This window comes from Xanthomonas arboricola pv. populi, assembly GCF_002939945.1.
In the GTDB taxonomy this organism is placed as follows: domain Bacteria; phylum Pseudomonadota; class Gammaproteobacteria; order Xanthomonadales; family Xanthomonadaceae; genus Xanthomonas; species Xanthomonas arboricola_A.
The window spans coordinates 906,131-931,433 of record NZ_MDEB01000001.1; the positions used below are offsets into that span (position 1 = coordinate 906,131).

A 25,303-nucleotide genomic window follows, 5' to 3' on the forward strand; every position below is an offset into this window, starting at 1 on the left:
ATGTCATACACATTGTCACCCCGACGCAGCGCCGTTAGCCTGCGAACAGTCCCCGGGGAACACCGACAATGCGATCCACCACCTTGTCCTTCGCGCTGCTGCTTGCGCTGTGCGGCTGTGCGCATACCGAAAGCCTGACCTCGGCCGGTGCCAACGCAGCCACTGCCAGGCAAGCCGACCTGATCGATGCCGACATCGTCGGCCTGCAGGCACGCATGGCGTCAGGGAAGACCAGCAGCCTGGACCTGACCCGCGCGTACCTGCAGCGTGTCGCCACCATCGATCGCGCCGGCCCCACCCTCAATGCGGTGATCGAACTCAACCCGCAGGCCGAAGCCGACGCACGTGCATTGGACGCCGAACGCCACGCTGGCCATGTGCGCGGGCCCCTGCATGGCATTCCGGTACTGCTCAAGGACAACATCGATGCGCTGCCGATGGTCAACAGCGCCGGCTCGCTGGCACTGGCCGATTTCAGGCCCGGCCGCGATGCGTTTCTGGTGCAGCGCCTGCGCGCCGCTGGCGCGGTGATCCTCGGCAAGACCAACCTGAGCGAGTGGGCCAACTTCCGCTCTACCAAGTCCAGCTCCGGCTGGAGCGCACGCGGCGGGCTGACCCGCAATCCGTACGCGCTGGATCGCAATCCCTGCGGCTCCAGTGCCGGCACCGGCGCGGCGATCGCCGCCAGCCTGGCCACGGTCGGCATCGGCACCGAAACCGACGGCAGCATCACCTGCCCGGCCTCGGTGAACGGCCTGGTCGGGCTCAAGCCGACCGTGGGCCTGGTCAGCCGCGACGGCATCATTCCGATCTCGGCCTCCCAGGACACCGCCGGCCCGATGACGCGCAGCGTCGCCGATGCGGCCGCGGTGCTGCAGGCGATCGCCGCGCCTGACCCGCAGGATCCGGCCGCGCGCACCGCACCGACGTCCACACAGGACTATCTGGCGCATCTCAGGCCCGATGGCCTGCGCGGCGCCCGCCTGGGCCTGCTGCGCAACCCCTTGCGCGAAGATCCGGCCATTGCTGCCACGCTGGAGCGCGCCGTGCAGACGCTGCGCGCCGCCGGCGCCATTGTGGTCGAAACCCGCCTGGCGACCGACGGCCAGTGGGACGCCGCTGAGCAAACGGTCTTGTTGGTCGAGTTCAAGGCCGGCCTGAACGCTTATCTGCGCAGCCACGCCGCCCCGGTGTCGAGCCTGGAGCAATTGATTGCCTTCAATCGCAACCACGCGCAGCGCGAGATGCCCTACTTCGGACAGGAGCTGTTCGAGCAGGCGCAGGCCGCGGCCGGAATGGACGATGCTGCGTATCTCACGGCCCGCGCCACTGCCAAGCGGTTGGCCGGGCCGGACGGCATCGACGCCGCGCTGCAGGCCAATCGCCTGGACGCGCTGATCGTGCCGACCACCGGTGCTGCCTGGGTCACCGACCTGGTCAAGGGCGATACCTTTCCCGGAGCCGGCTACGGTGCGGCCGCGGTGGCCGGTTATCCCAGTCTGAGCGTGCCGATGGGACAGACCCAGGGCCTGCCGCTGGGCTTGTTGTTCATGGGCAGCGCCTGGAGCGAGCCGCGCCTGATCGAACTGGCCTACGCCTACGAACAACGCAGCAAGGCGCGTATTGCGCCCCGCTATGCGCCGACTGCGCCCAGCGCACCGGCGGCCGCGCCTGCAGCTACACCGTAGTCGCAGGCTCGCCGTCTTCGGCACCGGGCGAGCGCACGCTCTCCTGGGCGACCGGCGCGGCAGCGCGCAGGGGCGGCTTTTCCTGCGCGGCGATTTCGGCGCGGATCCTGGGCAATGCGTAAGGGTGCTCGCGGGTCAGGAAGTCGATCATGCGCTCGCGGCTGATGCAGCGCAGATCGAACGCATCGCCGGAATTGCGCGCACTCACCAGCAGGCGCACCTGGATCGTGCTCTCGCTGGTTTCGGTCACCTGGGTCACGCACACGCGCCCATCCCAGAGCGGCTCGCTCTTGCAGATGCGCTCCAGTTCGGCGCGCACCGCCGCGATCGGCGTGCGGTAATCCAGCCACAGGAATGCGGTACCGAGCAGATCGGCGCTGCTGCGTGTCCAGTTCTGGAACGGGTGCTCGATCCACCAGGTCAACGGCACCACCATGCGCCGCTCGTCCCAGATCCGCACCACCACATACGAGCTGCCGATCTCCTCGATGCGGCCCCACTCGCCCTCCACGATCACCACATCGTCCAGCCGGATCGGCTGGGTCAAGGCAATCTGCAAACCTGCGATCAGGTTGCCGAACACCGGCTTGGCCGCGATACCGGCTACCAGGCCGATGATGCCGGCCGATGCCAGCAGCGTCTTGCCGATCTGGCGTACCTGCGGAAAGGTCAGCAGCACCACCGAGATGCCGAGCAGGATCACCGCGCCCATCACCACCCGGCTCAGCACGCGTGTCTGGGTCTGGATGCGCCGTGCGGTGAGGTTGTCGGACACCTCGATCGGGTTGCTGCGCAGAATTGCCGCCTCGCCAGCTGCTACCGCGCGTACAAGCAGCCAGGTAATGCAGCCGACGATTCCCACGTGTAGCAGACTTTGCAGTGCCGCGAGTCCCTTGCCCTCCAGCGGCGTTGCTTCCGTGGCGATACGCAAGAACAGCAGCGGCAGGATGAAGGCAGCCGGCAGCGTGACCACGCGGATGATGCGTGCGCGGCGATAGTCGCGGCCCTGCATGCGGCGAAACAGCCACAGCATCAACGACCAGGTGACGATGCCCGCCAGCAGCGCGGCACCGAGCGGGATTGCATATTCGCGGATGACGTTCCAATCGGCAGTCAAACCGTTCCTCCTGTGGGGGGAAAGAGGGATGGCTGCAGCATCATGCCGCACGCGGCATGAGCATCACGTCATGCGTACGGTGACATCACGCGCCCAGCGGCTGCGACGCCACCTGCTGTTGCTTGCGCACGATCGCCATTGCGATTTCCAGCGACTGCTCGTAGTTCAGGCGTGGATCCACGCTGGAACGGTAGGCGCGTTCCAGATCGCGCTCGGTCAGCTCGCGCGCGCCACCGGTGCATTCAGTGACGTCTTCGCCGGTGAGTTCCAGATGCACCCCGCCCAACCGCGTCCCGGCTGCCGCGTGCAGATCGAACGACAGCTCGACCTCGCTGCGGATATTGTCGAAACGTCGTGTCTTATAGCCATTGCCGGTGCTTTCGGTATTGCCGTGCATCGCATCGCACACCCACAACACCCGACGCCCATCGCGCTTGACCGCCTCCAGCAGCGGAGGCAATTTCTCGGCGATCTGCGCCGCGCCCATGCGATGGATGAAGCTCAAGCGGCCGGGTTCGTCTTCGGGATTGAGCACGTCGATCAGACGCAACAGCTGATCCGGCTGCACCGACGGCCCCACCTTGATCGCGATCGGATTGCGCACGCCACGCAGGTATTCCACATGCGCGCCGTCCAGCGCGGCGGTGCGCATGCCGATCCACGGGTAATGCGTGCTCAGGTTGAACCAGCCCCACTGGCGCGGCACCTGGCGGGTCAGACCTTCCTCGTACGGCAGCAACAGCGCCTCGTGCGAGGTGTAGAAGTCGATGCGATTGAGGTTGTAGACCTCCGCGCCGGACAAGGTTTCCATGAAGCGCACCGCATCGCCGATCGACGCCACCATCTTCTGGTAATCCGCCGCCAGCGGCGAATACCCCACCCAGTCCAGATTCCAGTATTCGGGATGGTGCAGGTCGGCAAAGCCGCCGTCGATCAGAGCGCGCACGAAATTCATCGTCATTGCCGAACGCGAATGCGCGGTGATCATGCGCTGCGGATCCGGCACGCGTGCCGCTTCGGTGAAGGCCGGCGCGTTGATCACATCGCCACGGTAGCTCGGCAAGGTCACCCCATCGCGGGTTTCGGTGTCGGCCGAACGCGGCTTGGCGTACTGCCCGGCAAAGCGCCCCACCCGCACGACCGGCAGGTGCAGGCCGTGCACCAGCACCAGGCTCATTTGCAGTAGCACCTTCAAGCGATTGGAGATCGTGCCCGATTCGCAATCGCTGAAATTCTCGGCGCAATCTCCGCCCTGCAGCAGGAAGCGCTTGCCCTCCTGCGCCTCTGCCAGCTGGCGTTTGAGCGCGAAGATTTCCCAGGAGGTCACAAGCGGCGGCAACTGCCGCAATTCGCCCAGCGTGTGCTCCAAGGCAACTGCGTCAGGGTAGACGGGCATCTGCAGCGCCGGACGCTGCCGCCAGCTCTGCGGCGACCACGGGTCTGCCTGGTTGACGGACGGATGAGGGGAAGCGGACATCGTGAACTCCAGAAATCTCGGGCGCCGGCCACCGCCGGAACGAAACGCTCAGAACAATTTGCGCGGACCACGCTGCCTGAACCCGGCATACAGCGCCCACAGTGCCAGGCCCACGAACCACAACATGCTCCACATCGGCATGCTCAGGCCCAGGAAGCGCCAATCGATATTGCCGCAGTCGCCGGTGCCGGTCAGCACGGTGCGGAACACTTCGAACGGCCCCATCGTCTCGCTCAGGAAGCTCAACGGCGGCCCGCACGAAGACATCATGTCCTTGGGCCGGATCTGCACCCAGACATGCCGCGCCGCGATGCCCATGCCCACGCCGGCAGCGATGAAGCTCAGCACGCCATACACTTTGCGCGTGCCCGCAGCGCGCGGCCCATGCAGCGCGCCCAGCAGAAACAACACTGCCAACGCCGCAAAGGCGATCCGCTGGAAGATGCATAGCGGGCATGGTTCCAACCCGAGATGCAGCTGCACATAGATCGCATAGGCAAGCAGTCCTGCGCATGCAAGAAAGCCCAGCAGAAACTGCGCCCGGAAACCCCAACGAAATGGATTCATCGCTACCGCTTGCCTAGGATCGAATGACCGATTATCAGGCATCGCTGCCGCGGTGACCACGGATGCCTGCATCCGGCAGCTCGCATGGCCCCAAGTCACGTACAACCATGCGTGTCGCCAGTCACGCGTCACCCTGTACACCGGCGACGCCGCCCCGACGCGATCACCTTTGCAGCGACCGTCTCTACCATCCTCAGGCCCTGCACGTCGCCTGCACTGCTGCAAGAGCGACACCTAGATCGACCCACACGGTTGGTGACCCGCAAAAAAAAGCCCGGCGCTAGCCGGGCTTTTTCGAGAGTCTTTGCGAAGGGCGAACCGATTACTCGGCCACTTCCTCGGCGACGACCGGACGGTCGACCAGCTCGACATACGCCATCGGCGCATTGTCACCGGCACGGAAGCCGGCCTTCAGGATGCGCAGGTAGCCGCCAGGACGGGTCGCGTAACGCGGGCCCAGCTCGACGAAGAGCTTGCCTACTGCTTCCTTGTCGCGCAGGCGAGCAAACGCAAGACGACGATTGGCAACGCCATCGACCTTGCCGATGGTGATCAGCGGCTCGGCGACGCGACGCAGTTCCTTGGCCTTCGGCAAGGTGGTCTTGATCAGCTCGTGCTTGAACAGCGAAGCGGCCATGTTGCGGAACATGGCTTCGCGGTGCGCGCTGGTGCGGTTGAATTTACGACCGGATTTCTGGTGACGCATGAGTGTGATTTCCTAAGGAATGTTGAGACTGCTTGCGAGACGTTGTCGCCATCCTGGCGCTGTTGAATGGACTGCGGGTGGTCCGAGCCGGCCGTCCTTTGACCGGATGTCATCGCAGGCTTTGGCCCGTCGATGTAAAAAAACCGCATGGGCGCCCGAAGACGCCCATACGGTGATGCATCAACCAAGCATGCCGTGCTGGGCGACACCGGCCGGCGGCCAGTTCTCCAGCTTCATGCCCAGTGCAAGGCCACGCTGTGCCAGCACTTCCTTGATTTCGGTCAACGACTTCTTGCCCAGATTCGGGGTCTTGAGCAGTTCCACTTCGGTCTTCTGGATCAGATCGCCGATGTAGTAGATGCTTTCGGCCTTCAGGCAGTTGGCCGAACGCACGGTCAGCTCGAGGTCGTCGATCGGGCGCAGCAGCACCGGATCCACGCCGCTGGCAGCCGGCTTGGCCGCACCGCGATCGCGGTGGGTGAAATCGCCGAACACCGACAGCTGATCGCTGAGGATGTCGGCGGCGGTGCGCACGGCTTCCTCGGCATCGATCGTGCCGTTGGTCTCGATATCGATCACCAGCTTGTCGAGGTCGGTGCGCTGTTCAACGCGCGCAGCTTCCACGGCATAGGCAACGCGACGCACCGGCGAGAACGACGCATCCAGCATCAGACGACCGATGGTGCGGGTCTCTTCGTCCGGACGACGACGTGCGGCAGCCGGCTGATAGCCGAACCCACGCTCGATCTTCAGGCGCATGTTCAGCGCCGTGTCCTTGGTCAGGTGGCAGATCACATGGTCGCCGTTGATGATCTCGACGTTGTGATCGGTCCTGATGTCGGCCGCAGTGACCGTACCCGGACCCTGCTTGGACAACGACAGCGTCGCGCTGTCGCCACTATGCATACGAATCGCCACGTCTTTCAGGTTGAGCAGGACGTCCAGCACGTCTTCCTGCAGCCCTTCGACCGTGGTGTACTCGTGCAGCACGCCGTCGATCTCGACCTCGGTGATCGCAAAACCCGGGATCGACGACAACAGCACACGACGCAGGGCATTGCCCAGCGTGTGCCCGTAACCGCGCTCCAAGGGCTCGATCACGACCTTTGCGCGATTGTCGGTAAGACGTTCGATCTGCGGACCACGGGGGCGCAGAACCTGGTTGGCGGTAACCGTCATGTTGCGGGGTCTCCTGCGAACCTCCGGCGGTGCCGGAGGTTCTCCAATGTGAATTACTTCGAATACAACTCGACGATCAGCGCTTCGTTGATATCCGAAGGCAGGTCAGCGCGATCCGGAACGGCCTTGAACACGCCGCTGAACTTCTTCGAATCGACTTCGACCCACGACGGCGTCATGTCGTGCTGCTCAGCCACGGTCAGGGCTTCCTGCACGCGGAGCTGCTTCTGTGCCTTTTCCGACAGCGTGATCGCATCGCCAGCCTTGATCTGGTACGAAGCCAGATTCACAGACTTGCCATTGACCAGCACGCCACGGTGCGACACCAGCTGGCGCGCGGCCGGACGGGTGACGGCAAAGCCCATGCGGTAGCAGACGTTGTCCAGACGGGTTTCCAGCAGCTGCAGCAGGTTCTCGCCGGTGTTGCCCTTCTTGGTCGAGGCCTTCTTGTAGTAGTTGCGGAACTGGCGTTCCAGCAAACCGTAGATGCGCTTGACCTTCTGCTTTTCACGCAGCTGGGTAGCATAGTCGGAGAGCTTGCCTTTGCGAGCCGCGCCGTGTTGGCCGGGCTTCTGCTCAAGCTTGCACTTGGAGTCCAGCGCGCGCGCCGGGCTCTTGAGGGAAAGATCGGCGCCTTCGCGGCGGGCGAGCTTACAGGTAGGACCGATATAACGAGCCATTTCTTATCGCTCCCTTTAGACGCGACGCTTCTTCGGCGGACGGCACCCGTTGTGCGGGATTGGCGTCACGTCGATGATGTTGGTGATCTTGTAGCCCACGTTGTTCAACGAACGCACGGCCGACTCACGGCCCGGACCCGGACCCTTGATACGTACTTCCAGCGACTTCACGCCGTAGTCGAGCGCAGCGCGGCCAGCCTTTTCGGCGGCAACCTGAGCAGCGAACGGGGTCGACTTACGCGAACCACGGAAGCCGGCGCCGCCGGACGTAGCCCACGACAGTGCATTGCCCTGGCGATCGGTGATGGTGACGATGGTGTTGTTGAACGAAGCGTGGACGTGAGCGACGCCGTCAGTGATGACGCGCTTGATCTTCTTCTTCGTTTTCTTTTCTGCTGGCTTTGCCATGATCTATCCCTTACTTCCTGATCGCCTTGCGCGGACCCTTGCGGGTGCGGGCGTTGGTACGGGTGCGCTGACCACGCAGCGGGAGACCACGGCGATGACGCAGACCGCGATAGCAGCCCAGGTCCATCAGTCGCTTGATCGCGATACCGATTTCGCGGCGCAGGTCGCCTTCGACGACATACTTGCCGACCTCGGCGCGCAGGCGCTCGATTTCGGGTTCGGACAGATCACGAATCTTCGTGGTCGAGGTAACGCCTGCGGATTCGCAGAGCTTCTTCGAACGGGTACGGCCGATGCCGTAGATGCTTTGCAACCCGACCCAGACGTGCTTCTGGGCTGGCAGGTTGACGCCTGCAATACGCGCCATGACGCGATTCTCCAACTGAGTGATGGCCCGACAGCGCCCAGGCGCCATCCGGCAGGATGGATCAAAAGTGAACTCGGAATTGTAGCAAGGCCTCGGATTGCTTTGAAGCCCGTGGAACCAAAAGTTCCATGGACCCGGCGTGGGGAGTGTGCCCTCGCTCCGGCGCCGGACGATGTTGATCCAGAAACCCTCTCCGAATCGCCTGTACTACTCCCGCACAGGACCACCTCGTCACACCCGCGCGCGAGACGTCGCGCGAGCCGCCCTTCTGATCGGAAGATCGTGGCCCGGGAACCAGGCCGTCTTCACGTAATGAAGATCTAGTGTATCACTTAACTGCGCGCGAGACCGCCGCGCGAGCCACCCTTGAGGTTGGCCTTCTTCAGCAGGCTCTCATACTGATGCGACATCAGATGTGCCTGGATCTGTGCGATGAAGTCCATCACCACCACCACGGCGATCAGCAACGACGTACCACCGAAGTGGAACGAGGTACCAAGCTGGGCGCGCATGATTTCCGGCAGCAGGCAGACGATCACCAGATACAACGAACCTGCTGCGGTCAGGCGTGTCAGCACGCCGTCCACATAATCGGCCGTCGCCTTGCCCGGACGGATACCCGGAATCAGTGCACCGGACTTCTTGAGGTTGTCGGCGGTTTCCTGCGAGTTGAACACCAGCGCGGTATAGAAGAACGCAAAGCCGATAATCAGTGCAGCGAACACCAGCATGTGCACCGGCTCACCCGGGCCGAGCGCATTGGCGATCTTCTGCAGCCATGAACCCACGCCGCTGCCCGATGCCGCCTGACCGGACCACATCGACAAGGTAGCCGGGAAGGCCAGGATGCTGGAGGCGAAGATCGGCGGAATCACGCCTGCCATGTTGAGCTTCAGCGGCAGGAACGAGGTCTGGTTCATGTACGCGTTACGACCGCCCTGGCGGCGCGCGTAATTGACCGTGATACGTCGCTGCCCGCGCTCGACGAACACCACAAACAGCGTGAACGCCAGAATGGTGATGACGATCAGCAGTAGCGAAATGAAGCTCAGATTGCCTTCGCGGAAGGCCTCGACGGTCTGGATCGCGGCCGACGGAAGACCCGCGACGATGCCAGCGAAGATGATCAGCGACACACCGTTACCGATGCCACGCTCTGTGACCTGCTCGCCCACCCACATCAAGAAGATGGTGCCGGCGGTCAGCGCAATCACTGCGGTGAGCACAAAGCCCATGCCCGGCGCGTACACCACCGGAGCGCCACCAGGCGCAGTCTGGTTCTGCAGTGCCAGCGCGATACTGCCGCCCTGCACCACCGCCAGCAACACCGCACCGATACGCGAATACTGGGTGATCTTGCGTCGGCCGGATTCGCCTTCCTTCTGCATCGCTTTGAGGGCGGGAAAGATGTGCGTGGCCAACTGGATAACGATCGATGCCGAGATATACGGCATCACATTCAACGCAAAAATACTGAAACGGTGCAGGGCGCCGCCCGAGAACATGTTGAACATGTCCACGATGCCGCCGCCCTGCGCCTGCATCAACGAAAGCATGGCATCGGGATTCACGCCCGGCACCGGCACATAGCAGCCGATGCGATAGACGATCAATGCCCCGAGGACGAACAGTAGCCGCTGGCGAAGTTCCGTGAACTTGCCGAGCCCGCCACCGAGGTTACCAATGCCAGCCTGCGCCATCTGCCGATTACTCCTCTACGCTGCCGCCGGCAGCTTCGATTGCTGCCTTGGCGCCAGCACTTGCAGCGACACCCTTCAGCACGAACTTCTTGCTCAGCTCGCCCTTCAGCACGATCTTCGCCTTCTTGGCGCGGCTCGGGACCAGATTGGCCGCACGCAGCGCTGCAAAGTCGATCTCACCGGCGTCCAGCTTGTCCAGCTGGTAGGACAGCACTTCGGCACTGTCACGCGCCATCTTGGAACGGAAGCCGATCTTCGGCAGACGGCGCTGCATCGGGGTCTGGCCGCCTTCGAAGCCGGCCTTGATCTTGCCACCGCCCTTACGTGCGAACGAACCCTTGTGGCCGCGGCCGCAGGTCTTGCCAAGACCGGAACCGATGCCACGACCGACGCGGGTGCGCTCGGTACGGGCGCCGTCGGCGGGCTTGAGGTCATTGAGATGCAAAGTCATGGGATTAGTCCTCAACCTTGACGAGGTAGTGAACGGTATTGATCAGACCGCGAACCTGCGGGCTGTCCTTGAGTTCACGCACATCGTTGAGCTTATTCAGGCCCAACGCACGCACCGACAGGCGGTGACGCGACTGGGTTCCACGCAGGCCACGCACCAGGCGCACCTTCACGGTCTTGTTGGTGTCCTTAGCCATGGTTGAGCTCCTCCACCTTCTTGCCGCGCTTGGCCGCAACACGCGCTGGCGACTGCACTTCCGACAGACCCTTCAGGGTTGCGCGGACCAGGTTGATGGGGTTACGCGAACCGACCGCCTTGGCCAGAACGTTCTTGACGCCAACCGCTTCGAGCACAGCGCGCATGGCGCCGCCGGCGATGACGCCCGTACCTTCCGAAGCCGGCTGCATGTAGACGCGTGCTGCGCCATGACCCGACTTGACGGCATGCCACAAGGTGCCGTTGTTCAGATCGACGCTAGCCAGATTCTTGCGCGCCTGCTCCATCGACTTCTGGATGGCGACCGGCACTTCGCGCGCCTTGCCATAACCGAAACCGACCTTGCCCAGACCATCGCCGACCACGGTCAGCGCGGTGAAGGTGAACTGGCGACCACCCTTGACCGTCTTGCTGACGCGATTGACCGCGACCAGCTTTTCGATCATGCCATCGTCGACTTTCTCTTCGCGGTTGCGGTCGCGATCACGACCCCGCGGTGCACGTTCTTCTGCCATCTTGAGTCCTTGATTGATTGAGTATGTACGGCTCGAAGCCGCTTATGGTTGTGGAGTCACGCTGTGTTCCCGGCACCGTTGCAAAAGAACGGGACGGTCCGGCATCTCCCCTGCCGGCGGTAACGCGGATGTGGCCGATGGCCACATCCGCAGCAGTGCTTAGAACTGCAGGCCGCCTTCGCGAGCTGCGTCGGCCAGCGCCTTGATACGGCCATGGTAGCGATAGCCGGAGCGGTCGAATGCGACCTTCTCGATGCCCGCAGCCTTGGCGCGCTCGGCGATCAGCTTGCCGACCTTGACGGCCGCGTCGCTGTTCTTGCCGTTCTTCAGGCCTTCCTTGACGTCGGCCTGCAGGGTGTTCGCCGCAGCGATCACCTTGGAGCCATCGGCGGTGAAGACCTGCGCATACAGATGCTGGCCGGTGCGCAGCACCGACAGGCGAGCGACGCCCAGTTCACGGATGTGCGAACGGGTGGACTTGGCGCGACGCAGACGGGCGATGTTCTTGTTGATGCTCATGATATTTATCCTACGGAAGCTGAAGGAAGCAGGCTTTTGCATTGAAACGTCCGGCCATGGATGGCCGGGCTCCTAGCAGAGGGACCTGCATTACGCCTTCTTGGCTTCCTTGCGAATGATGACTTCACCGGCGTACTTCACACCCTTGCCCTTGTAGGGCTCCGGCGGACGGAAACCGCGAATCTTGGCGGCCACTTCGCCGACGCGCTGCTTGTCGGCGCCCTGGACCAGGATTTCGGTCTGGGTCGGGGTCGACAGCGTGATGCCTTCCGGCGCCACGAACACCAGCGGATGCGAGAAACCGAGCGCCAGGCTCAGATCCTTGCCCTGCATGGCGGCACGGTAACCGACGCCGACCAGCTCAAGCTTGCGCTCGAAGCCTTCGGACACGCCCTTGACCATATTGGCCAGGATGGCGCGAACGGTGCCGGTGATGGCGATCTGCGACGGGTCGTTGGCCGACAGCGTGGCAACGTCGCCATCGATGGCGATTTCGACGCCAACCGGCTTCGGCAGGGTCAGGGTGCCCTTCGGGCCCTTGACGCTGACCAGCTCGGGCTGGACGTTGAGTTCAACACCCTTCGGAAGGGAAACAGGCTTCTTGGCTACACGGGACATGATCGATTCCTTCCCTTAGGCCACGAAGCACAGGACTTCACCACCAACGCCGGCTTCGCGAGCCTGCGCATCGGTCATGATGCCCTTCGACGTGGAGATGATGGCGATACCCAGGCCGCCCAGGACCTTGGGCAGCTCGGTCTTGCCGCGGTACTGGCGCAGACCCGAGCGCGAGAAACGCTTCAGGGTCTCGATGACCGGACGGCCTTCGAAATACTTCAGCACGATTTCCAGCTCCGACTTGTTGTTCTCGGTCGCTGTCACGCGCAGGTCGGTGATGTAACCCTCGTCCTTCAGGACCTGGGCGATCGCGACCTTGATCTTGGACGACGGCAATTTCACCGTCTGCTTACCAACCGCGGCCGCATTCTTGATGCGTACCAGCAGGTCGGCGATGGGATCAGTCATGCTCATATGAGTACCTTTGAGTGCACCGATATCCGCTTTCGCGAAAATCTTGTGTTTTCCTGGGGATGGGCCAGGACCCTTTACGCCATGCCAGGCCCATGCGGGCAAGACAGAAGCGGAAGTATACGACAAAAGAGCCCGACTTGCGTCGGACTCCCTTGTTGAACAGAACCATCCTGTTCAAGCCGGCCGCGAACGGCCCCGCAGTGCTGTTACCAGCTTGCCTTGCGCAGGCCCGGAACGTCGCCGTTCATCGTGGCCTTGCGCAGCATGTTGCGACCCAGACCGAACTTGCGGTAGACACCGCGCGGACGGCCGGACAACTCGCAACGGTTGCGGTGGCGGCTCGGCGACGAATCGCGCGGCAGCTTCTGCAACCTGGTCGACGCATCGATCTTCTCTTCGTAGGACGCATCCTGACTGGAGAGGATCTTCTTCAGCGCATCACGCTTGCCGGCGAATTTCTTCGCCAGCTTTGCACGCTTGATGTCGCGGTGGATCATGGAGGTCTTTGCCATTTCGGATGTCCTCGACGGTCAGTTACGGAACGGGAACTTGAACGCTGCCAGCAGCGCCTTCGCTTCCGCATCCGTCTTGGCGGTGGTGGTGATGGCGATATCCATACCGCGAATCGCGTCGACGGCGTCGAAGTCGATTTCCGGGAAGATGATCTGTTCCTTCACACCCATGTTGAAGTTGCCACGACCATCAAAGGAGCGACCGGAAACACCACGGAAGTCGCGCACGCGCGGCAACGAGATGTTGATCAGACGATCCAGAAACTCGTACATCTTGGCGCGACGCAACGTGGTCTTGCAGCCGATCGGCCAACCGTCACGAATCTTGAACGATGCGACCGAAACGCGCGACTTGGTGACCACCGGCTTCTGACCGGAGATCTTGGACATGTCGGCGACCGCATTCTCAAGAATCTTCTTGTTGGTAGCCGCCTCGCCCACGCCCATGTTGAGCGTGACCTTGACCAGCTTCGGCACTTCCATCGGATTGGTGTAGCCGAATTCCTTCATCAGGGCCGGCACCACGTTTTCCTTGTAAAACTTTTCGAGACGAGTGTTCATGATCGCATTCCTCAGGCGTCGAGCGCCTCACCGCTGGAGCGGAACACACGCAATTTGCGTCCATCCTCCAGCACCTTGAAGCCAACGCGCTCGCCCTTGCCGGTTGCCGGATTGACGATATTGACGTTGGAGATATGGATCGACGCTTCACGCTCGACCACGCCGCCGGCGACACCCGCCTGCGGGTTCGGCTTGGTGTGGCGCTTGATGACGTTGGCATTGGAGACGATCACGCGATCGCCGTCCACACGCACAACTTCACCCTGCTTACCCTTGTCCTTGCCGGTGTTGATGACGACCTGGTCGCCCTTCTTGATACGGTTAGCCATGTATATGTCCTCCGCTCACAGCACTTCGGGAGCGAGCGAGACGATCTTCATGAACTTCTCGGAACGCAGCTCGCGCGTCACCGGCCCGAAGATGCGGGTCCCGATCGGCTCCTGCTTATTGTTCAACAGCACAGCGGCGTTGCCATCGAAGCGGATCAGCGAACCGTCGGGACGGCGCACACCCTTGCGGGTACGCACCACGACGGCGTCGTAGACTTCGCCCTTCTTGACCTTGCCACGCGGAATGGCGTCCTTGACGGTCACCTTGATGATGTCGCCAATGTGTGCGTAGCGGCGCTTGGAGCCGCCCAGCACCTTGATGCACATCACTTCCTTGGCACCCGAATTGTCGGCGACATCGAGGTAGCTCTGCATCTGGATCATGATTCAGATCTCCCTTATTCGGCCGAACGGGTGACGATTTCGACCACCCGCCAGTTCTTGGTCTTGGACATTGGAGCAATCTCGGTCACACGCACGACGTCGCCTTCGTTGCAGGCATTGTCGGCATCGTGTGCGTGAAGCTTGGACGAGCGCTTGATGTACTTACCGTACAACGGGTGCTTGACCTGGCGCTCCACCAACACGGTGACCGTCTTGTCCATCTTGTTGCTGACGACACGGCCTTCGACCGTGCGCAGCGCTTGCTTTTCGTTGTTGTCGCTCATCGCGGCCGTCCTTACTTGGTGCTGCCGAGCAGGTACTTGACGCGAGCAATCTCGCGGCGCACCCGGCGGGTATCGTGGGTCTTCGGCAGCTGGCCGGTGACCTGCTGCATACGGAGCGAGAACTGCTCCTTACGCAGATCGGTCAGGTGGGCCTTCAGTTCGTCAGCCGACTTCTCGCGGAGTTGTTTGATATCCATCAGCGCACCGTCCGGGTCACGAAAGTGGTGGTCACCGACAATTTCGCGGCAGCAAGGCGGAACGCCTCACGTGCGATATCTTCGGGAATACCCTCGATTTCATAGATCATGCGGCCCGGCTGAATCTGCGCGACCCAGTACTCCACGTTGCCCTTACCGGAGCCCATGCGGACTTCGATCGGCTTCTTGGTGATCGGCTTGTCGGGGAACACACGAATCCACATCTTGCCGCCCTTTTTGACGTGGCGGCTGATCGTACGACGTGCTGCTTCAATCTGACGCGCGGTCAGCTGACCGTGCGCCGTTGCCTTGAGGCCGTACTCGCCGAAGCTGACGGCGTTTCCGCTCCATGCCAGGCCGTCGTTACGGCCCTTGTGCATCTTGCGGTATTTGGTTCGCTTGGGTTGCAACATTGCCGTTACCTCGCTTCACGAGCCGGGCGCGAAGGACGGTCACCACGGTCGCCGCGATCATTACGATCGTTGCGCGGGCTGTCGTCCTGCTTCTCCTGGCCAACCTGGGAGAAGTCGAAGACCTCACCCTTATAGATCCAGACCTTGATGCCGATGATGCCGTACGTCGTGGACGCCTCGGCAAAACCGTAATCGATGTCGGCACGTAGCGTGTGCAGCGGCACGCGGCCTTCGCGGTACCACTCCGAACGGGCGATTTCCGCACCGTTGAGGCGGCCAGCCACATTGATCTTGATGCCCAGGGCACCCAAGCGCATCGCGTTGCCGACCGAGCGCTTCATTGCACGACGGAACATGATGCGACGCTCAAGCTGCTGCGCGATCGATTCGGCAACCAGCTGCGCGTCCAGCTCCGGCTTGCGCACTTCGGTGACGTTGATATGGGCAGGAACACCCATCATCGCACTCACTTCCTTACGCAGCTTTTCGATGTCCTCGCCACGCTTGCCGATCACCACGCCCGGACGGGCGGTGTGAATGGTCACGCGGGCGGTTTTGGCAGGGCGCTCGATCAAGATCTTGCTGATACCTGCCTGCGCGAGCTTCTTGCGCAGCATTTCACGCACTTTCAGGTCGGCTGCCAGATAAGCGGCGAAGTCGGCCTTGCTTGCGTACCACTTGGAATTCCAGTCCTTGGCGATGCCAAGGCGAATTCCAGTCGGATGAACTTTATGACCCATGGTCTTTTCCTTTCCGCTTACTTGGCGGCGCCGACAATCACAGTGATGTGACTGGTGCGCTTGAGGATGCGGGTACCGCGGCCTTTCGCCCGCGCCATGAAACGCTTCAGGGAGGGACCTTCATCAACCATGATGGTCTTGACCTTCAGCTCGTCGACATCCGCGCCCTGATTGTTCTCGGCATTGGCAATAGCCGACTCCACAACCTTTTTGATCAGGTGCGCAGCCTTTTTGTCCGAGAACTTCAGCAGATTGACCGCACGTTCGGCGGACAGTCCACGCACCTGGTCAGCGACCAGGCGGGCCTTCTGCGGGGAGATGCGCGCGGTGCGCAGGATTGCTTTCGCTTCCATCGTCATCTCTCCCTTACCTGCTCGACTTCTTGTCGCCACCGTGACCCTTGAAGGTCCGGGTGACGGCAAATTCGCCGAGCTTGTGGCCGACCATATTCTCGTTGACGAGCACCGGAATGTGGTTCTTGCCGTTATGCACGGCGATGGTGATGCCTACCATTTCCGGCAGGATCATCGAACGGCGCGACCAGGTCTTGATCGGCTTCTTGCTACCCGCAGCGGACTCCACCTTCTTTGCAAGGTGGTGATCGACGAACGGGCCCTTCTTGAGTGAACGTGCCATGGTCGATTAGCCCCTACGATCGCGGACGATGAATTGCTGGGTGCGCTTGTTCTTGCGCGTCTTGTAACCCTTGGTCGGAACACCCCACGGGGTGACCGGATGCGGATTACCCTGGCCAGCCTTGGCCTCACCACCACCGTGCGGGTGATCGACCGGGTTCATGGCCGCACCGCGAACGGTCGGACGAACACCGCGCCAGCGCTTGGCGCCAGCCTTGCCCAGCTTCTCGAGGTTGTGCTCGTCGTTGCCGACTTCGCCGATGGTAGCGCGGCACTCGACCGGCACCTTGCGCATTTCGCCCGAGCGCAGACGCAGCGTGGCATAGATGCCTTCGCGAGCGACCAGCTGGACGGCTGCACCGGCAGCACGTGCGATCTGAGCGCCCTTACCCGGCTTCAGCTCGATACCGTGGACCGTCGTACCGACCGGAATGTTGCGCAGCGGCAGCGTGTTGCCGGTCTTGATCGGTGCGTTGGCACCGGCAATGACCTGATCGCCAGCCTTCAAGCCCTTGGGGGCGATGATGTAGCGACGCTCGCCGTCGACGTAGCACAGCAGGGCGATATGAGCGGTACGGTTCGGATCGTATTCGATCCGCTCCACACGCGCCGGAATGCCTTCCTTGTTGCGCTTGAAGTCGATGATGCGGTAGTGCTGCTTATGCCCACCACCGACGTGACGCACGGTGATGCGGCCATGGTGGTTACGACCACCGGACTTGCTCTGCGAGTCGAGCAGCGCCGCGTGCGGTGCGCCCTTGTGCAGATCGGGAGTAACCACGCGCACGGCGGAACGACGGCCGGGAGAGGTGGGTTTGAACTTCATCAATGGCATGGGATGGACCTCAGGCCTTGGCCGTTACGTCGATGGACTGACCATCAACCAAGCGGACGTACGCCTTGCGCCAATTGCCACGGCTGCCAGCACGGTTACGGAAGGACTTGCTCTTGCCCTTGACGTTGACCACGTTGACCGCTTTGACCTTGACGTCGAACAGCTGCTCAACCGCGGCTTTTACATCGGCCTTGGTGGCTTCGTTCGAAACTTCGAAGACATACTGGTTGGAGATTTCCTGCAGGCGCGCGGTCTTTTCGGAGACTCGCGGAGCACGCAGCACGCTGAAGATTTTTTCGTTGCTGCTCATGCCAGCCACTCCTCGATCTTCTTGACCGCATCGGCGGTGATCACGACCGTATCGGCCCCGACCAGAGCGACCGGATCCAGACCCTGCACGTCGCGCACCTGCACATACGGCAGATTGCGAGCGGACAGATACAGGTGCTCGGACGCTTCCTCGGTGACGATCAGCGGGCGCTTGCCCACATCCAGTCCCTTCAACTTCTCGATCAGACCCTGCGTCTTGGTGGTTTCGACGTCGAACGCATCGACGATCATCAGGCGACCCTGGCGGTTAAGCTCAGAGAAGATCGCGCAGATGGCCGCACGGTACATCTTGCGGTTGACTTTCTGTTCGAAGCTGCGCGGCTTGGCCGCGAAGGTCGCGCCGCCGCCGACGAAGATCGGAGCCGTCAGCGCGCCATGACGCGCACCGCCGCCCTTCTGCTTCTTCGACTTCTTGGTCGTGCCCGCAACTTCCGAACGCGTCTTCTGTGCCTTGGTACCAGCGCGACCGGCATTGCGATAAGCGACGACAACCTGGTGAACCAGATCTTCGCTGAATTCGCGACCGAACACGGCATCGGAGACCGAGACCTTGTTGTTGCTACCCGTGATAACGAGTTCCATCGTCATCTCTCCTTATGCCTTGCTCGCCGGACGGACGATCACGTCGCCACCAGCTGCGCCAGGCACGGCGCCGCGGATAGCAATCAGACCACGCTCGACGTCGACCTTGACCACTTCCAGGTTCTGCGTGCTTTGCTGCACGGCGCCCATGTGGCCCGACATCTTCTTACCCGGGAAAACGCGACCCGGGGTCTGGCGCTGACCCAACGAACCCGGCGCGCGATGCGACAGCGAGTTACCGTGAGTTGCATCGCCCATACGGAAGTTGTAGCGCTTGATGGTGCCCTGGAAACCCTTACCCTTGGTGACGCCCTGGACATCGACCTTTTGGCCAACCTCGAAGATGTCCGCCTTGATTTCGCCGCCGACGGCGAAATCGCCGAGCTGCGCATCTTCAACGCGGAATTCCCACAGGCCGCGACCCGCTTCCACCTTCGCTTTAGCGAAGTGGCCGGCAGCCGGCTTGTTGACCAGCGCGGCACGGCGGGCACCAACGGTAATCTGCACAGCGCTGTAGCCGTCAGCTTCGACGGTCTTGATCTGCGCGATGCGGTTTGGAGTTGCTTCGATCAGCGTGACCGGTACCGAGCGACCGTCTTCGGTGAAGACGCGGCTCATACCAGCCTTGCGGCCTACGAAGCCCAACGAATATTTCTTCGTCATGGTCGTAGTCCTCAGGTCAACTTGATCTGAACGTCGACGCCAGCCGCGAGTTCGAGCTTCATCAGCGCGTCCACGGTCTTGTCGTTCGGGTCGACGATATCGAGCACACGCTTGTGCGTGCGGGTTTCGTACTGGTCACGCGCATCCTTGTCGGCATGCGGGGATACGAGGATGGTGTAGCGTTCGATCTTGGTCGGCAACGGGATCGGGCCACGCACTTGCGCGCCGGTCCGCCTAGCCGTTTCGACGATCTCGCTGGCCGAACGGTCGATCACACGAGGATCGAACGCCTTCAACCGAATCCGGATCTTTTGTTCCGACATAACGGAAGCTTCCTTCATTAAAAGAGCGACGGGCAAGGCCTCTGGGATACCTGCCCCGATATTCCTGACGTAGATGAATTCGCCATGCATCCTGCCGACGAGGGCATTTCCTCCGCCCAAAAACTGAGGCAGACCGGTAAACCGGCCTGCCCAGACGGAAAAGTATAATGCGCAACAAGAGCACGGTCAACAACGCGTGAGTTGTTGAGTGCTCCATGCAACGCGACCTTCCCGGTCTGGCGAACACGAGCGGCATCCTGCCGTTCTTTTCGCTGTAACTCAGCGCCCTACCCAGGGACACCGAGCCGCGCATTATAGCGACGGCTTTTTATCTGCGCAAGCATTCTGGTCCGTCAATACGCTATTGCCCGTACATCCGTCCGATCTGGCGCATAAAAAAGGGCCGGCTCGCGCCGACCCTTCCTCTAGCAGATCCAGCGACTGAAAGCCGCCGGGCTGCAGGACTTACTTGATGATCTTGGCAACCACACCGGCGCCGACGGTACGACCGCCTTCACGGATGGCGAAGCGCAGGCCTTCGTCCATCGCGACCGGATTGATCAGGGTCACGACCATCTTCACGTTGTCGCCCGGCATCACCATCTCCACGCCTTCCGGCAGCTGGCAAGCGCCGGTGATGTCGGTGGTGCGGAAGTAGAACTGCGGACGGTAGCCCTTGAAGAACGGGGTATGACGGCCACCCTCGTCCTTGGACAGCACGTAGACTTCGGCTTCGAACTCGGTATGCGGCTTGATCGAGCCCGGCTTGCACAGCACCTGGCCGCGCTCGACGTCGTCACGCTTGGTGCCGCGCAGCAGCAGACCGGCGTTGTCGCCTGCCTGACCCTGGTCCAGCAGCTTGCGGAACATTTCCACGCCGGTGACGGTGGTCTTCTGCGTATCGCGGATACCGACGATTTCGATTTCGTCGCCGACCTTGATGATGCCGCGCTCGATACGACCGGTCACCACGGTGCCGCGGCCGGAGATCGAGAACACGTCTTCGACCGGCATCAGGAACGGACGGTCGACGTCGCGGGTCGGCTCCGGGATGAAGGTGTCGAGCGCGTCGACCAGCTTCAGGATCGCCGGCACGCCGATGTCACTCTGATCGCCGTCCAGCGCCAGACGCGCCGAGCCGTGGATGATCGGGGTGTCATCGCCCGGGAAGTCGTACTTGCTGAGCAGCTCGCGCACTTCCATCTCGACCAGCTCGAGCAGCTCGGCGTCGTCGACCATGTCGGCCTTGTTCAGGAACACGACGATGTGCGGCACACCGACCTGACGCGAGAGCAGGATGTGCTCGCGGGTCTGCGGCATCGGGCCGTCGGCAGCCGAACACACCAGGATCGCGCCATCCATCTGCGCCGCACCGGTGATCATGTTCTTGACGTAGTCGGCGTGGCCGGGGCAATCGACGTGCGCGTAGTGACGGTTCGGGGATTCGTATTCGACGTGCGCGGTCGAAATCGTGATGCCGCGCGCCTTCTCTTCCGGCGCCGCGTCGATCGCGTCATACGCCTTGAACTCGCCACCGAAACGCTCAGCACCGATTTTGGTCAGCGCGGCTGTCAACGTGGTCTTGCCATGGTCGACGTGACCGATGGTGCCGACGTTCACGTGCGGCTTGGTGCGCTCAAATTTAGCTTTTGCCATGGGTGCGTGTCTCGGTAATCGTTTGGAGTTGAAGACGATTGAGTAGTGGTGCTCACGAAAGGAATCGAACCTTCGACCTCCTCCTTACCAAGGAGGTGCTCTACCGACTGAGCTACGTGAGCGAGTTTTGCATTATGCCATGCATTTGCGTTCAATGGAGCGGGAGACGGGAATCGAACCCGCACCATCAGCTTGGAAGGCTGAGGTTCTACCGTTGAACTACTCCCGCGCCGGGAACTGCATGCCACAACGTGAAACTGGTGGAGGGAGGTGGATTCGAACCACCGAAGGCGTAAGCCAGCAGATTTACAGTCTGCCCCCGTTGGCCGCTTGGGTATCCCTCCAGCTTTTACTACCGGACCGGTGCGCGATGAAGCGAATTCGGTTCGGGGTGAAGCAGCCCGTTATTTTGTTGTGGGACGCATGCAGTGTCAACAAAAATTTTGAACCAATCGTCTTCGCGAAAGACGCGCGACCATCGGGGTCGCACGCAGGCGATCAGACGTTGAAGCGGAAGTGCAACACGTCGCCTTCCTGCACGCGGTATTCCTTGCCTTCCAGGCGCAGGCGCCCGGCATCGCGCGCACCGGCTTCGCCGCGGTGCTTGATGAAGTCGTCGAAGCCGATCGTCTCGGCGCGAATGAAGCCCTTCTCGAAATCGGTATGGATCACCGCTGCCGCCTGCGGTGCGGTCGAGCCAGCCCTGACCGTCCACGCACGCACTTCCTTGACGCCGGCGGTGAAGTAGGTCTGCAGGCCAAGCAGCTTGTAGGCGGCGCGGATGACGCGATTCAGGCCCGGCTCGTCAAGGCCCAGATCGGCCAGGAAGGTGTCGCGGTCCTCGTCATCCAGCTGCGACAGCTCTTCTTCGATCGCTGCCGAGACCGGCACCACTTCCGCGCCTTCGGCCAACGCATGCCGACGTACCGCGTCCAGGTGCGGATTGTTCTCGAAACCATCCTCAAGCACGTTGGCGATGTACATCACCGGCTTGAGCGTCAACAGGAACAGATCGCGCACCAGCGCCTTTTCATCGTCGTCCAGACCGGCTGCACGCCCCGCCTTGCCGTCAGCCAGCACGGCCTGCAATTTGGCCAGCACCGGCTTGCGCGCCGCTGCATCCTTGTCGCCACCCTTGGCACTGCGCTCGGCACGGTTGAGCGCCTTTTCCACGCTGTCCAGATCGGCCAATGCCAGCTCGGTATCGATGGTTTCGATATCGCTGATCGGGTCGACCTTGTTGTTCACATGGATGACGTCGTCGTTCTCGAAGCAACGCACCACGTGGGTGATCGCATCGACTTCGCGGATATGCGCCAGGAACTTGTTGCCCAGCCCTTCGCCGCTTGCCGCACCCGCCACCAGGCCGGCGATATCGACGAACTCGACCGCAGTCGGAATCAGCTTCTGCGGCTTGACGATCTCAGCCAGCTGATTGAGGCGCGGATCCGGCACCGGCACGATGCCGACATTCGGCTCGATGGTGCAGAACGGGAAATTGGCCGCAGCGATGCCCGCCTTGGTCAGCGCATTGAACAGGGTCGACTTGCCGACGTTGGGCAGGCCGACGATGCCGCATTTGATACCCATGGGTTTTCCAGTGAATGGAGAATCGGGAATCGAGAATGGCAAGAGCAACGCTCATCCCATTCCCGATTCCCCATTCTCTATTTTTCCGTATGCAGGCGCTTCATCGCCTCGTTGAAATTACCTTTCATTGCCAGCGGCAGTACATCGATGGCTGCGTCCACCGCAGTACCGATTGCCGCGTCGTCGTCGCGCCCTGCCCGTCCCAGCACCCATGGCACCACGCGGTCCTTGTGGCCGGGATGACCGATGCCGACCCGCAAGCGATGAAATTTGCCATGCCCCAGCAGGCGAATGGTATCGCGCAGGCCGTTCTGGCCGCCGTGGCCGCCATCGAACTTGAGCCGTGCGATGCCTGGCGCCAGATCCAGTTCGTCGTGCGCAACGAGCAACTGCGCCGGCTCGATCTTCCAGAACCGCAATGCGGCGGTGATCGATTTGCCACTGAGATTCATGAAGGTGGCCGGCTTGAGCAGCCAGACCGGCTGCCCGGCGATCTCGACCTTGGCGGTCTCGCCGAACAACTTGGCATCCAGCCCCCAGCGCGCACCCTGGCGTTCGACGAGGGCATCGACGAAACGAAACCCGGCGTTGTGCCGGGTTTGCGCGTGTTCCGGACCCGGATTCCCGAGTCCGACAATCAGGCGGAGTGCAGACATGCCAGCGACCGCGGCCGATCCCGCGCAGTGCGAGGGATCGGCCGACGGCTTACTTGGTCTCGGCGCCTTCGCTGCCTTCTTCACCGGCAGCGTCTTCTTCTTCGATCCGCACGTGCTTGGCAGCAACCACCGCCACGTCGTGCTCCTTGCCCAACTTCAGCTCCGGAATTTCCACACCGGCCGGCAGCTTGATCTCGGACAAGTGGATCACATTGCCCACTTCCAGATCACCCAGGTCCACTTCGATGAACTCCGGCAGATCCTTCGGCAGGCAGACGACCTGAACTTCGTTCAGTTCGTGGGTGACGACCACTTCGCTGGACTTACCGGCCGGCGAGGCTGCTTCGTTGACGAAGTGCAGCGGGACAGCGGCGCTGAGCTTCTCGTTGGCGCTGACGCGCTGGAAGTCGATGTGGATGATCAGTTGCTTGAACGGATGGCGCTGCATGTCACGCAGCAGCACCTGCTGCACATCGCCATTGAGGTTCAGGTCGAGGATCGACGAGTAGAACCACTCGTTCTGCTGGGCAAGCCAGATCTGCTCGTGGTTGAGCTGGATGCTGACCGGCTCGAGTTCGCCACCGTAAACGATGGCCGGGATGACGCCAGCGTGACGTAGGCGGCGGCTCGCACCCTTCCCCTCGTTCGCGCGGCGCTCGACCTTGATTTCATGTGTCTTTGCCATTGGATTTCACTACCTGGTTGGAATATCGCCTCGCGGCGATGAAGCGTCTCACCCGCGACCAGGAGAGACGGATTGCGGTACCCGGAATATCCGGGCGCCGAATGCGGAATCAGTCGACGTAGAGCGAACTCACCGATTCGCCGAAGGCGATGCGGCGGATGGTCTCGGCCAGCAGCTCGGCCACGCTCAGCTGACGAATCTTGGCGCAGGTGCGCGCAGCTTCGTTCAACGGAATCGTGTCGGTGACCACCAGCTCGTCGAGCTGCGAATTGTTGATGTTGTCCACCGCCGGGCCGGACAGCACCGGGTGGGTGATATAGGCCACCACCTTGAGCGCGCCGCGCTGCTTCAGCGCTGCGGCGGCTGCGCACAGGGTACCGGCGGTATCGACCAGATCGTCGACCAGCACGCAGGTCTTGCCCTGCACGTCGCCGATGATGTTCATCACCGTGGCGACGTTGGCGCGCGGGCGGCGCTTGTCGATGATGGCCAGATCCGCATCGTCAAGACGCTTGGCGACGGCGCGCGCACGCACCACACCGCCCACGTCCGGCGACACCACGATCAGGTTGTCGGTGCCGTAGGCGCGCCAGATGTCGGCCAGCAGCAGCGGCGAGGCATAGACGTTGTCGACCGGCACGTCGAAGAAGCCCTGGATCTGGTCGGCGTGCAGATCGACCGTCAGCACGCGGTCGGCCTCCATCGCGCAGATCATCTTGGCGGCGACCTTGGCGGTGATCGGCACGCGCGAGGACCGCATGCGGCGGTCCTGGCGCGAGTAGCCGAAATACGGGATGACCGCGGTCACCGACGCGGCGCTGGCGCGCTTGAGCGCGTCGATCAGCACCAGCAGCTCCATCAGGTTCTCCGCGCTCGGCGCGCAGGTCGGCTGGATCACGAACACTTCCTGCCGGCGCACGCTTTCTTCGATTTCGACCTGCACCTCGCCATCGGAGAAGCGCGTGACCAGCGCCTTGCCCATGCGAACACCAAGCTCCTTGCAGATGCTCAGGGCAAGCGGCTTGTTGGCATTGCCGGAGAACACCAGCAGATTACGTTGGTCTTGCATGAGATCTCTCGGGCGGCGGCAAAGAGCGTGCGGGCGATGGTGGAGCTGGACAAAGCCGACCAAATGCCGGGCTTCTTGTTCAATCCCCGCACATGGATGTGCGGGCTGTTGCAGGGGACCTGCATATACGACTGTTGCAGAGGGACCTGCATCAACAACTGGCAGGGGCGGTAGGATTCGAACCTACGAATGCCAGGATCAAAACCTGGTGCCTTGGGCCTCTTGGCGACGCCCCTG

36 protein-coding genes and 4 tRNA genes are annotated in these 25,303 nt (G+C 62.2%); 1 reads left to right on the forward strand and 39 read right to left on the reverse strand.

The window, feature by feature from the left end; all coding sequences use genetic code 11:
- Positions 1 to 83 precede the first annotated feature (83 nt).
- Positions 84 to 1,688 (forward strand): amidase, encoded by a 1,605-nt coding sequence (locus XaplCFBP3123_RS04340; RefSeq protein WP_172453113.1) that lies wholly within the window; start codon positions 84 to 86, stop codon positions 1,686 to 1,688.
- On the opposite strand, the gene XaplCFBP3123_RS04345 is transcribed toward XaplCFBP3123_RS04340, so the two are convergent.
- The 39 genes from XaplCFBP3123_RS04345 to XaplCFBP3123_RS04540 all read right to left on the reverse strand — a co-directional run bounded on the left by XaplCFBP3123_RS04345 (position 1,678) and on the right by XaplCFBP3123_RS04540 (position 25,302).
- Positions 1,678 to 2,805, reverse strand: a complete 1,128-nt coding sequence (locus tag XaplCFBP3123_RS04345) for a mechanosensitive ion channel family protein (protein WP_104532913.1) — start codon at positions 2,803 to 2,805, stop codon at positions 1,678 to 1,680. The genes XaplCFBP3123_RS04340 and XaplCFBP3123_RS04345 overlap by 11 nt on opposite strands.
- 85 nt (positions 2,806 to 2,890) lie before the next feature.
- Positions 2,891 to 4,282 (reverse strand): class II 3-deoxy-7-phosphoheptulonate synthase, encoded by a 1,392-nt coding sequence (locus tag XaplCFBP3123_RS04350; protein WP_104532914.1) that lies wholly within the window; start codon positions 4,280 to 4,282, stop codon positions 2,891 to 2,893.
- 48 nt (positions 4,283 to 4,330) lie between these two features.
- Positions 4,331 to 4,849 (reverse strand): disulfide bond formation protein B, encoded by a 519-nt coding sequence (locus XaplCFBP3123_RS04355; RefSeq protein ID WP_104532915.1) that lies wholly within the window; start codon positions 4,847 to 4,849, stop codon positions 4,331 to 4,333.
- 322 nt (positions 4,850 to 5,171) lie between these two features.
- Entirely contained in the window at positions 5,172 to 5,555 is a 384-nt protein-coding gene (rplQ, locus tag XaplCFBP3123_RS04360) for a 50S ribosomal protein L17 (RefSeq protein WP_003486665.1), read from the reverse strand.
- Positions 5,556 to 5,735: 180 nt separating this feature from the next.
- Positions 5,736 to 6,734 (reverse strand): DNA-directed RNA polymerase subunit alpha, encoded by a 999-nt coding sequence (locus XaplCFBP3123_RS04365; RefSeq protein ID WP_002811635.1) that lies wholly within the window; start codon positions 6,732 to 6,734, stop codon positions 5,736 to 5,738.
- Positions 6,735 to 6,787: 53 nt separating this feature from the next.
- Positions 6,788 to 7,414: a 30S ribosomal protein S4 gene (gene rpsD / locus XaplCFBP3123_RS04370; RefSeq protein WP_002811641.1), complete on the reverse strand. Its 627-nt coding sequence runs from the start codon at positions 7,412 to 7,414 to the stop codon at positions 6,788 to 6,790.
- Positions 7,415 to 7,429: 15 nt separating this feature from the next.
- Positions 7,430 to 7,822, reverse strand: coding sequence for a 30S ribosomal protein S11 (gene rpsK, locus XaplCFBP3123_RS04375; protein ID WP_003486671.1), 393 nt, complete (start codon positions 7,820 to 7,822; stop codon positions 7,430 to 7,432).
- Positions 7,823 to 7,832: 10 nt separating this feature from the next.
- Positions 7,833 to 8,189, reverse strand: a complete 357-nt coding sequence (rpsM, locus tag XaplCFBP3123_RS04380; protein WP_003486672.1) for a 30S ribosomal protein S13 — start codon at positions 8,187 to 8,189, stop codon at positions 7,833 to 7,835.
- Positions 8,190 to 8,521: 332 nt separating this feature from the next.
- On the reverse strand, positions 8,522 to 9,889 hold the full coding sequence (gene secY, locus XaplCFBP3123_RS04385; protein ID WP_104532916.1) for a preprotein translocase subunit SecY: 1,368 nt from the start codon (positions 9,887 to 9,889) through the stop codon (positions 8,522 to 8,524).
- A gap of 7 nt (positions 9,890 to 9,896) precedes the next feature.
- Complete coding sequence (gene rplO / locus XaplCFBP3123_RS04390) at positions 9,897 to 10,340, reverse strand: 50S ribosomal protein L15 (RefSeq protein ID WP_104532917.1); 444 nt, start codon at positions 10,338 to 10,340, stop codon at positions 9,897 to 9,899.
- A gap of 4 nt (positions 10,341 to 10,344) precedes the next feature.
- Positions 10,345 to 10,536 carry a 50S ribosomal protein L30 gene (rpmD, locus tag XaplCFBP3123_RS04395; protein ID WP_024938563.1) on the reverse strand — a complete coding sequence of 64 codons (192 nt, stop codon included), beginning with the start codon at positions 10,534 to 10,536 and terminating at the stop codon, positions 10,345 to 10,347.
- On the reverse strand, positions 10,529 to 11,071 hold the full coding sequence (gene rpsE, locus XaplCFBP3123_RS04400) for a 30S ribosomal protein S5 (RefSeq protein ID WP_104532918.1): 543 nt from the start codon (positions 11,069 to 11,071) through the stop codon (positions 10,529 to 10,531). Before rpsE ends, rpmD begins: the two co-directional genes overlap by 8 nt.
- Positions 11,072 to 11,230: 159 nt before the next feature.
- Positions 11,231 to 11,590, reverse strand: a complete 360-nt coding sequence (gene rplR, locus XaplCFBP3123_RS04405) for a 50S ribosomal protein L18 (RefSeq protein WP_016900655.1) — start codon at positions 11,588 to 11,590, stop codon at positions 11,231 to 11,233.
- Positions 11,591 to 11,680: 90 nt separating this feature from the next.
- Positions 11,681 to 12,208, reverse strand: coding sequence for a 50S ribosomal protein L6 (gene rplF / locus XaplCFBP3123_RS04410; RefSeq protein WP_104532919.1), 528 nt, complete (start codon positions 12,206 to 12,208; stop codon positions 11,681 to 11,683).
- A gap of 15 nt (positions 12,209 to 12,223) precedes the next feature.
- Positions 12,224 to 12,622 (reverse strand): 30S ribosomal protein S8, encoded by a 399-nt coding sequence (gene rpsH / locus XaplCFBP3123_RS04415; protein ID WP_010371096.1) that lies wholly within the window; start codon positions 12,620 to 12,622, stop codon positions 12,224 to 12,226.
- A 206-nt stretch (positions 12,623 to 12,828) separates the two neighbouring features.
- Entirely contained in the window at positions 12,829 to 13,134 is a 306-nt protein-coding gene (gene rpsN / locus XaplCFBP3123_RS04420) for a 30S ribosomal protein S14 (protein ID WP_104532920.1), read from the reverse strand.
- A gap of 18 nt (positions 13,135 to 13,152) precedes the next feature.
- On the reverse strand, positions 13,153 to 13,695 hold the full coding sequence (gene rplE, locus XaplCFBP3123_RS04425; RefSeq protein WP_010371090.1) for a 50S ribosomal protein L5: 543 nt from the start codon (positions 13,693 to 13,695) through the stop codon (positions 13,153 to 13,155).
- Positions 13,696 to 13,706: 11 nt separating this feature from the next.
- Positions 13,707 to 14,024 carry a 50S ribosomal protein L24 gene (gene rplX, locus XaplCFBP3123_RS04430; protein ID WP_003486696.1) on the reverse strand — a complete coding sequence of 106 codons (318 nt, stop codon included), beginning with the start codon at positions 14,022 to 14,024 and terminating at the stop codon, positions 13,707 to 13,709.
- 15 nt (positions 14,025 to 14,039) lie between these two features.
- On the reverse strand, positions 14,040 to 14,408 hold the full coding sequence (gene rplN / locus XaplCFBP3123_RS04435) for a 50S ribosomal protein L14 (RefSeq protein WP_003486699.1): 369 nt from the start codon (positions 14,406 to 14,408) through the stop codon (positions 14,040 to 14,042).
- A 14-nt stretch (positions 14,409 to 14,422) separates the two neighbouring features.
- Positions 14,423 to 14,692, reverse strand: a complete 270-nt coding sequence (rpsQ, locus tag XaplCFBP3123_RS04440; RefSeq protein ID WP_016900663.1) for a 30S ribosomal protein S17 — start codon at positions 14,690 to 14,692, stop codon at positions 14,423 to 14,425.
- An 11-nt stretch (positions 14,693 to 14,703) separates the two neighbouring features.
- Positions 14,704 to 14,889 (reverse strand): 50S ribosomal protein L29, encoded by a 186-nt coding sequence (rpmC, locus tag XaplCFBP3123_RS04445; protein ID WP_006450638.1) that lies wholly within the window; start codon positions 14,887 to 14,889, stop codon positions 14,704 to 14,706.
- Positions 14,889 to 15,302, reverse strand: a complete 414-nt coding sequence (gene rplP, locus XaplCFBP3123_RS04450) for a 50S ribosomal protein L16 (protein WP_011036127.1) — start codon at positions 15,300 to 15,302, stop codon at positions 14,889 to 14,891. Before rplP ends, rpmC begins: the two co-directional genes overlap by 1 nt.
- 5 nt (positions 15,303 to 15,307) lie before the next feature.
- On the reverse strand, positions 15,308 to 16,042 hold the full coding sequence (rpsC, locus tag XaplCFBP3123_RS04455) for a 30S ribosomal protein S3 (RefSeq protein WP_104532921.1): 735 nt from the start codon (positions 16,040 to 16,042) through the stop codon (positions 15,308 to 15,310).
- Between the two features lie 17 nt (positions 16,043 to 16,059).
- Entirely contained in the window at positions 16,060 to 16,395 is a 336-nt protein-coding gene (gene rplV, locus XaplCFBP3123_RS04460; protein ID WP_002811686.1) for a 50S ribosomal protein L22, read from the reverse strand.
- Between the two features lie 13 nt (positions 16,396 to 16,408).
- A complete protein-coding gene (gene rpsS / locus XaplCFBP3123_RS04465) occupies positions 16,409 to 16,678 on the reverse strand; it encodes a 30S ribosomal protein S19 (protein ID WP_005993369.1) in 270 nt (89 codons plus the stop codon).
- 6 nt (positions 16,679 to 16,684) lie between these two features.
- Positions 16,685 to 17,512, reverse strand: a complete 828-nt coding sequence (gene rplB, locus XaplCFBP3123_RS04470) for a 50S ribosomal protein L2 (RefSeq protein WP_003486715.1) — start codon at positions 17,510 to 17,512, stop codon at positions 16,685 to 16,687.
- A gap of 10 nt (positions 17,513 to 17,522) precedes the next feature.
- Entirely contained in the window at positions 17,523 to 17,822 is a 300-nt protein-coding gene (rplW, locus tag XaplCFBP3123_RS04475) for a 50S ribosomal protein L23 (RefSeq protein ID WP_002811694.1), read from the reverse strand.
- Positions 17,819 to 18,424, reverse strand: a complete 606-nt coding sequence (gene rplD, locus XaplCFBP3123_RS04480; protein WP_104533285.1) for a 50S ribosomal protein L4 — start codon at positions 18,422 to 18,424, stop codon at positions 17,819 to 17,821. The genes rplW and rplD overlap by 4 nt, the downstream gene beginning before the upstream one ends.
- Positions 18,425 to 18,436: 12 nt before the next feature.
- Positions 18,437 to 19,087, reverse strand: coding sequence for a 50S ribosomal protein L3 (gene rplC, locus XaplCFBP3123_RS04485; RefSeq protein ID WP_006450633.1), 651 nt, complete (start codon positions 19,085 to 19,087; stop codon positions 18,437 to 18,439).
- Between the two features lie 11 nt (positions 19,088 to 19,098).
- Positions 19,099 to 19,410 (reverse strand): 30S ribosomal protein S10, encoded by a 312-nt coding sequence (rpsJ, locus tag XaplCFBP3123_RS04490; protein WP_104532922.1) that lies wholly within the window; start codon positions 19,408 to 19,410, stop codon positions 19,099 to 19,101.
- 465 nt (positions 19,411 to 19,875) lie between these two features.
- Positions 19,876 to 21,066, reverse strand: a complete 1,191-nt coding sequence (gene tuf / locus XaplCFBP3123_RS04495; RefSeq protein ID WP_024938571.1) for an elongation factor Tu — start codon at positions 21,064 to 21,066, stop codon at positions 19,876 to 19,878.
- A gap of 46 nt (positions 21,067 to 21,112) precedes the next feature.
- A tRNA-Thr gene (locus XaplCFBP3123_RS04500) sits at positions 21,113 to 21,188 on the reverse strand.
- Positions 21,189 to 21,221: 33 nt separating this feature from the next.
- A tRNA-Gly gene (locus XaplCFBP3123_RS04505) sits at positions 21,222 to 21,295 on the reverse strand.
- A 29-nt stretch (positions 21,296 to 21,324) separates the two neighbouring features.
- A tRNA-Tyr gene (locus tag XaplCFBP3123_RS04510) sits at positions 21,325 to 21,410 on the reverse strand.
- A gap of 154 nt (positions 21,411 to 21,564) precedes the next feature.
- Complete coding sequence (gene ychF / locus XaplCFBP3123_RS04515; protein ID WP_104532923.1) at positions 21,565 to 22,656, reverse strand: redox-regulated ATPase YchF; 1,092 nt, start codon at positions 22,654 to 22,656, stop codon at positions 21,565 to 21,567.
- 77 nt (positions 22,657 to 22,733) lie between these two features.
- Complete coding sequence (gene pth, locus XaplCFBP3123_RS04520; RefSeq protein WP_104532924.1) at positions 22,734 to 23,312, reverse strand: aminoacyl-tRNA hydrolase; 579 nt, start codon at positions 23,310 to 23,312, stop codon at positions 22,734 to 22,736.
- Positions 23,313 to 23,361: 49 nt separating this feature from the next.
- A complete protein-coding gene (locus XaplCFBP3123_RS04525; protein ID WP_104532925.1) occupies positions 23,362 to 23,997 on the reverse strand; it encodes a 50S ribosomal protein L25/general stress protein Ctc in 636 nt (211 codons plus the stop codon).
- 109 nt (positions 23,998 to 24,106) lie between these two features.
- Positions 24,107 to 25,066 (reverse strand): ribose-phosphate diphosphokinase, encoded by a 960-nt coding sequence (locus XaplCFBP3123_RS04530; protein ID WP_002811729.1) that lies wholly within the window; start codon positions 25,064 to 25,066, stop codon positions 24,107 to 24,109.
- 159 nt (positions 25,067 to 25,225) lie between these two features.
- A tRNA-Gln gene (locus XaplCFBP3123_RS04540) sits at positions 25,226 to 25,302 on the reverse strand.
- Position 25,303: the final 1 nt, after the last annotated feature.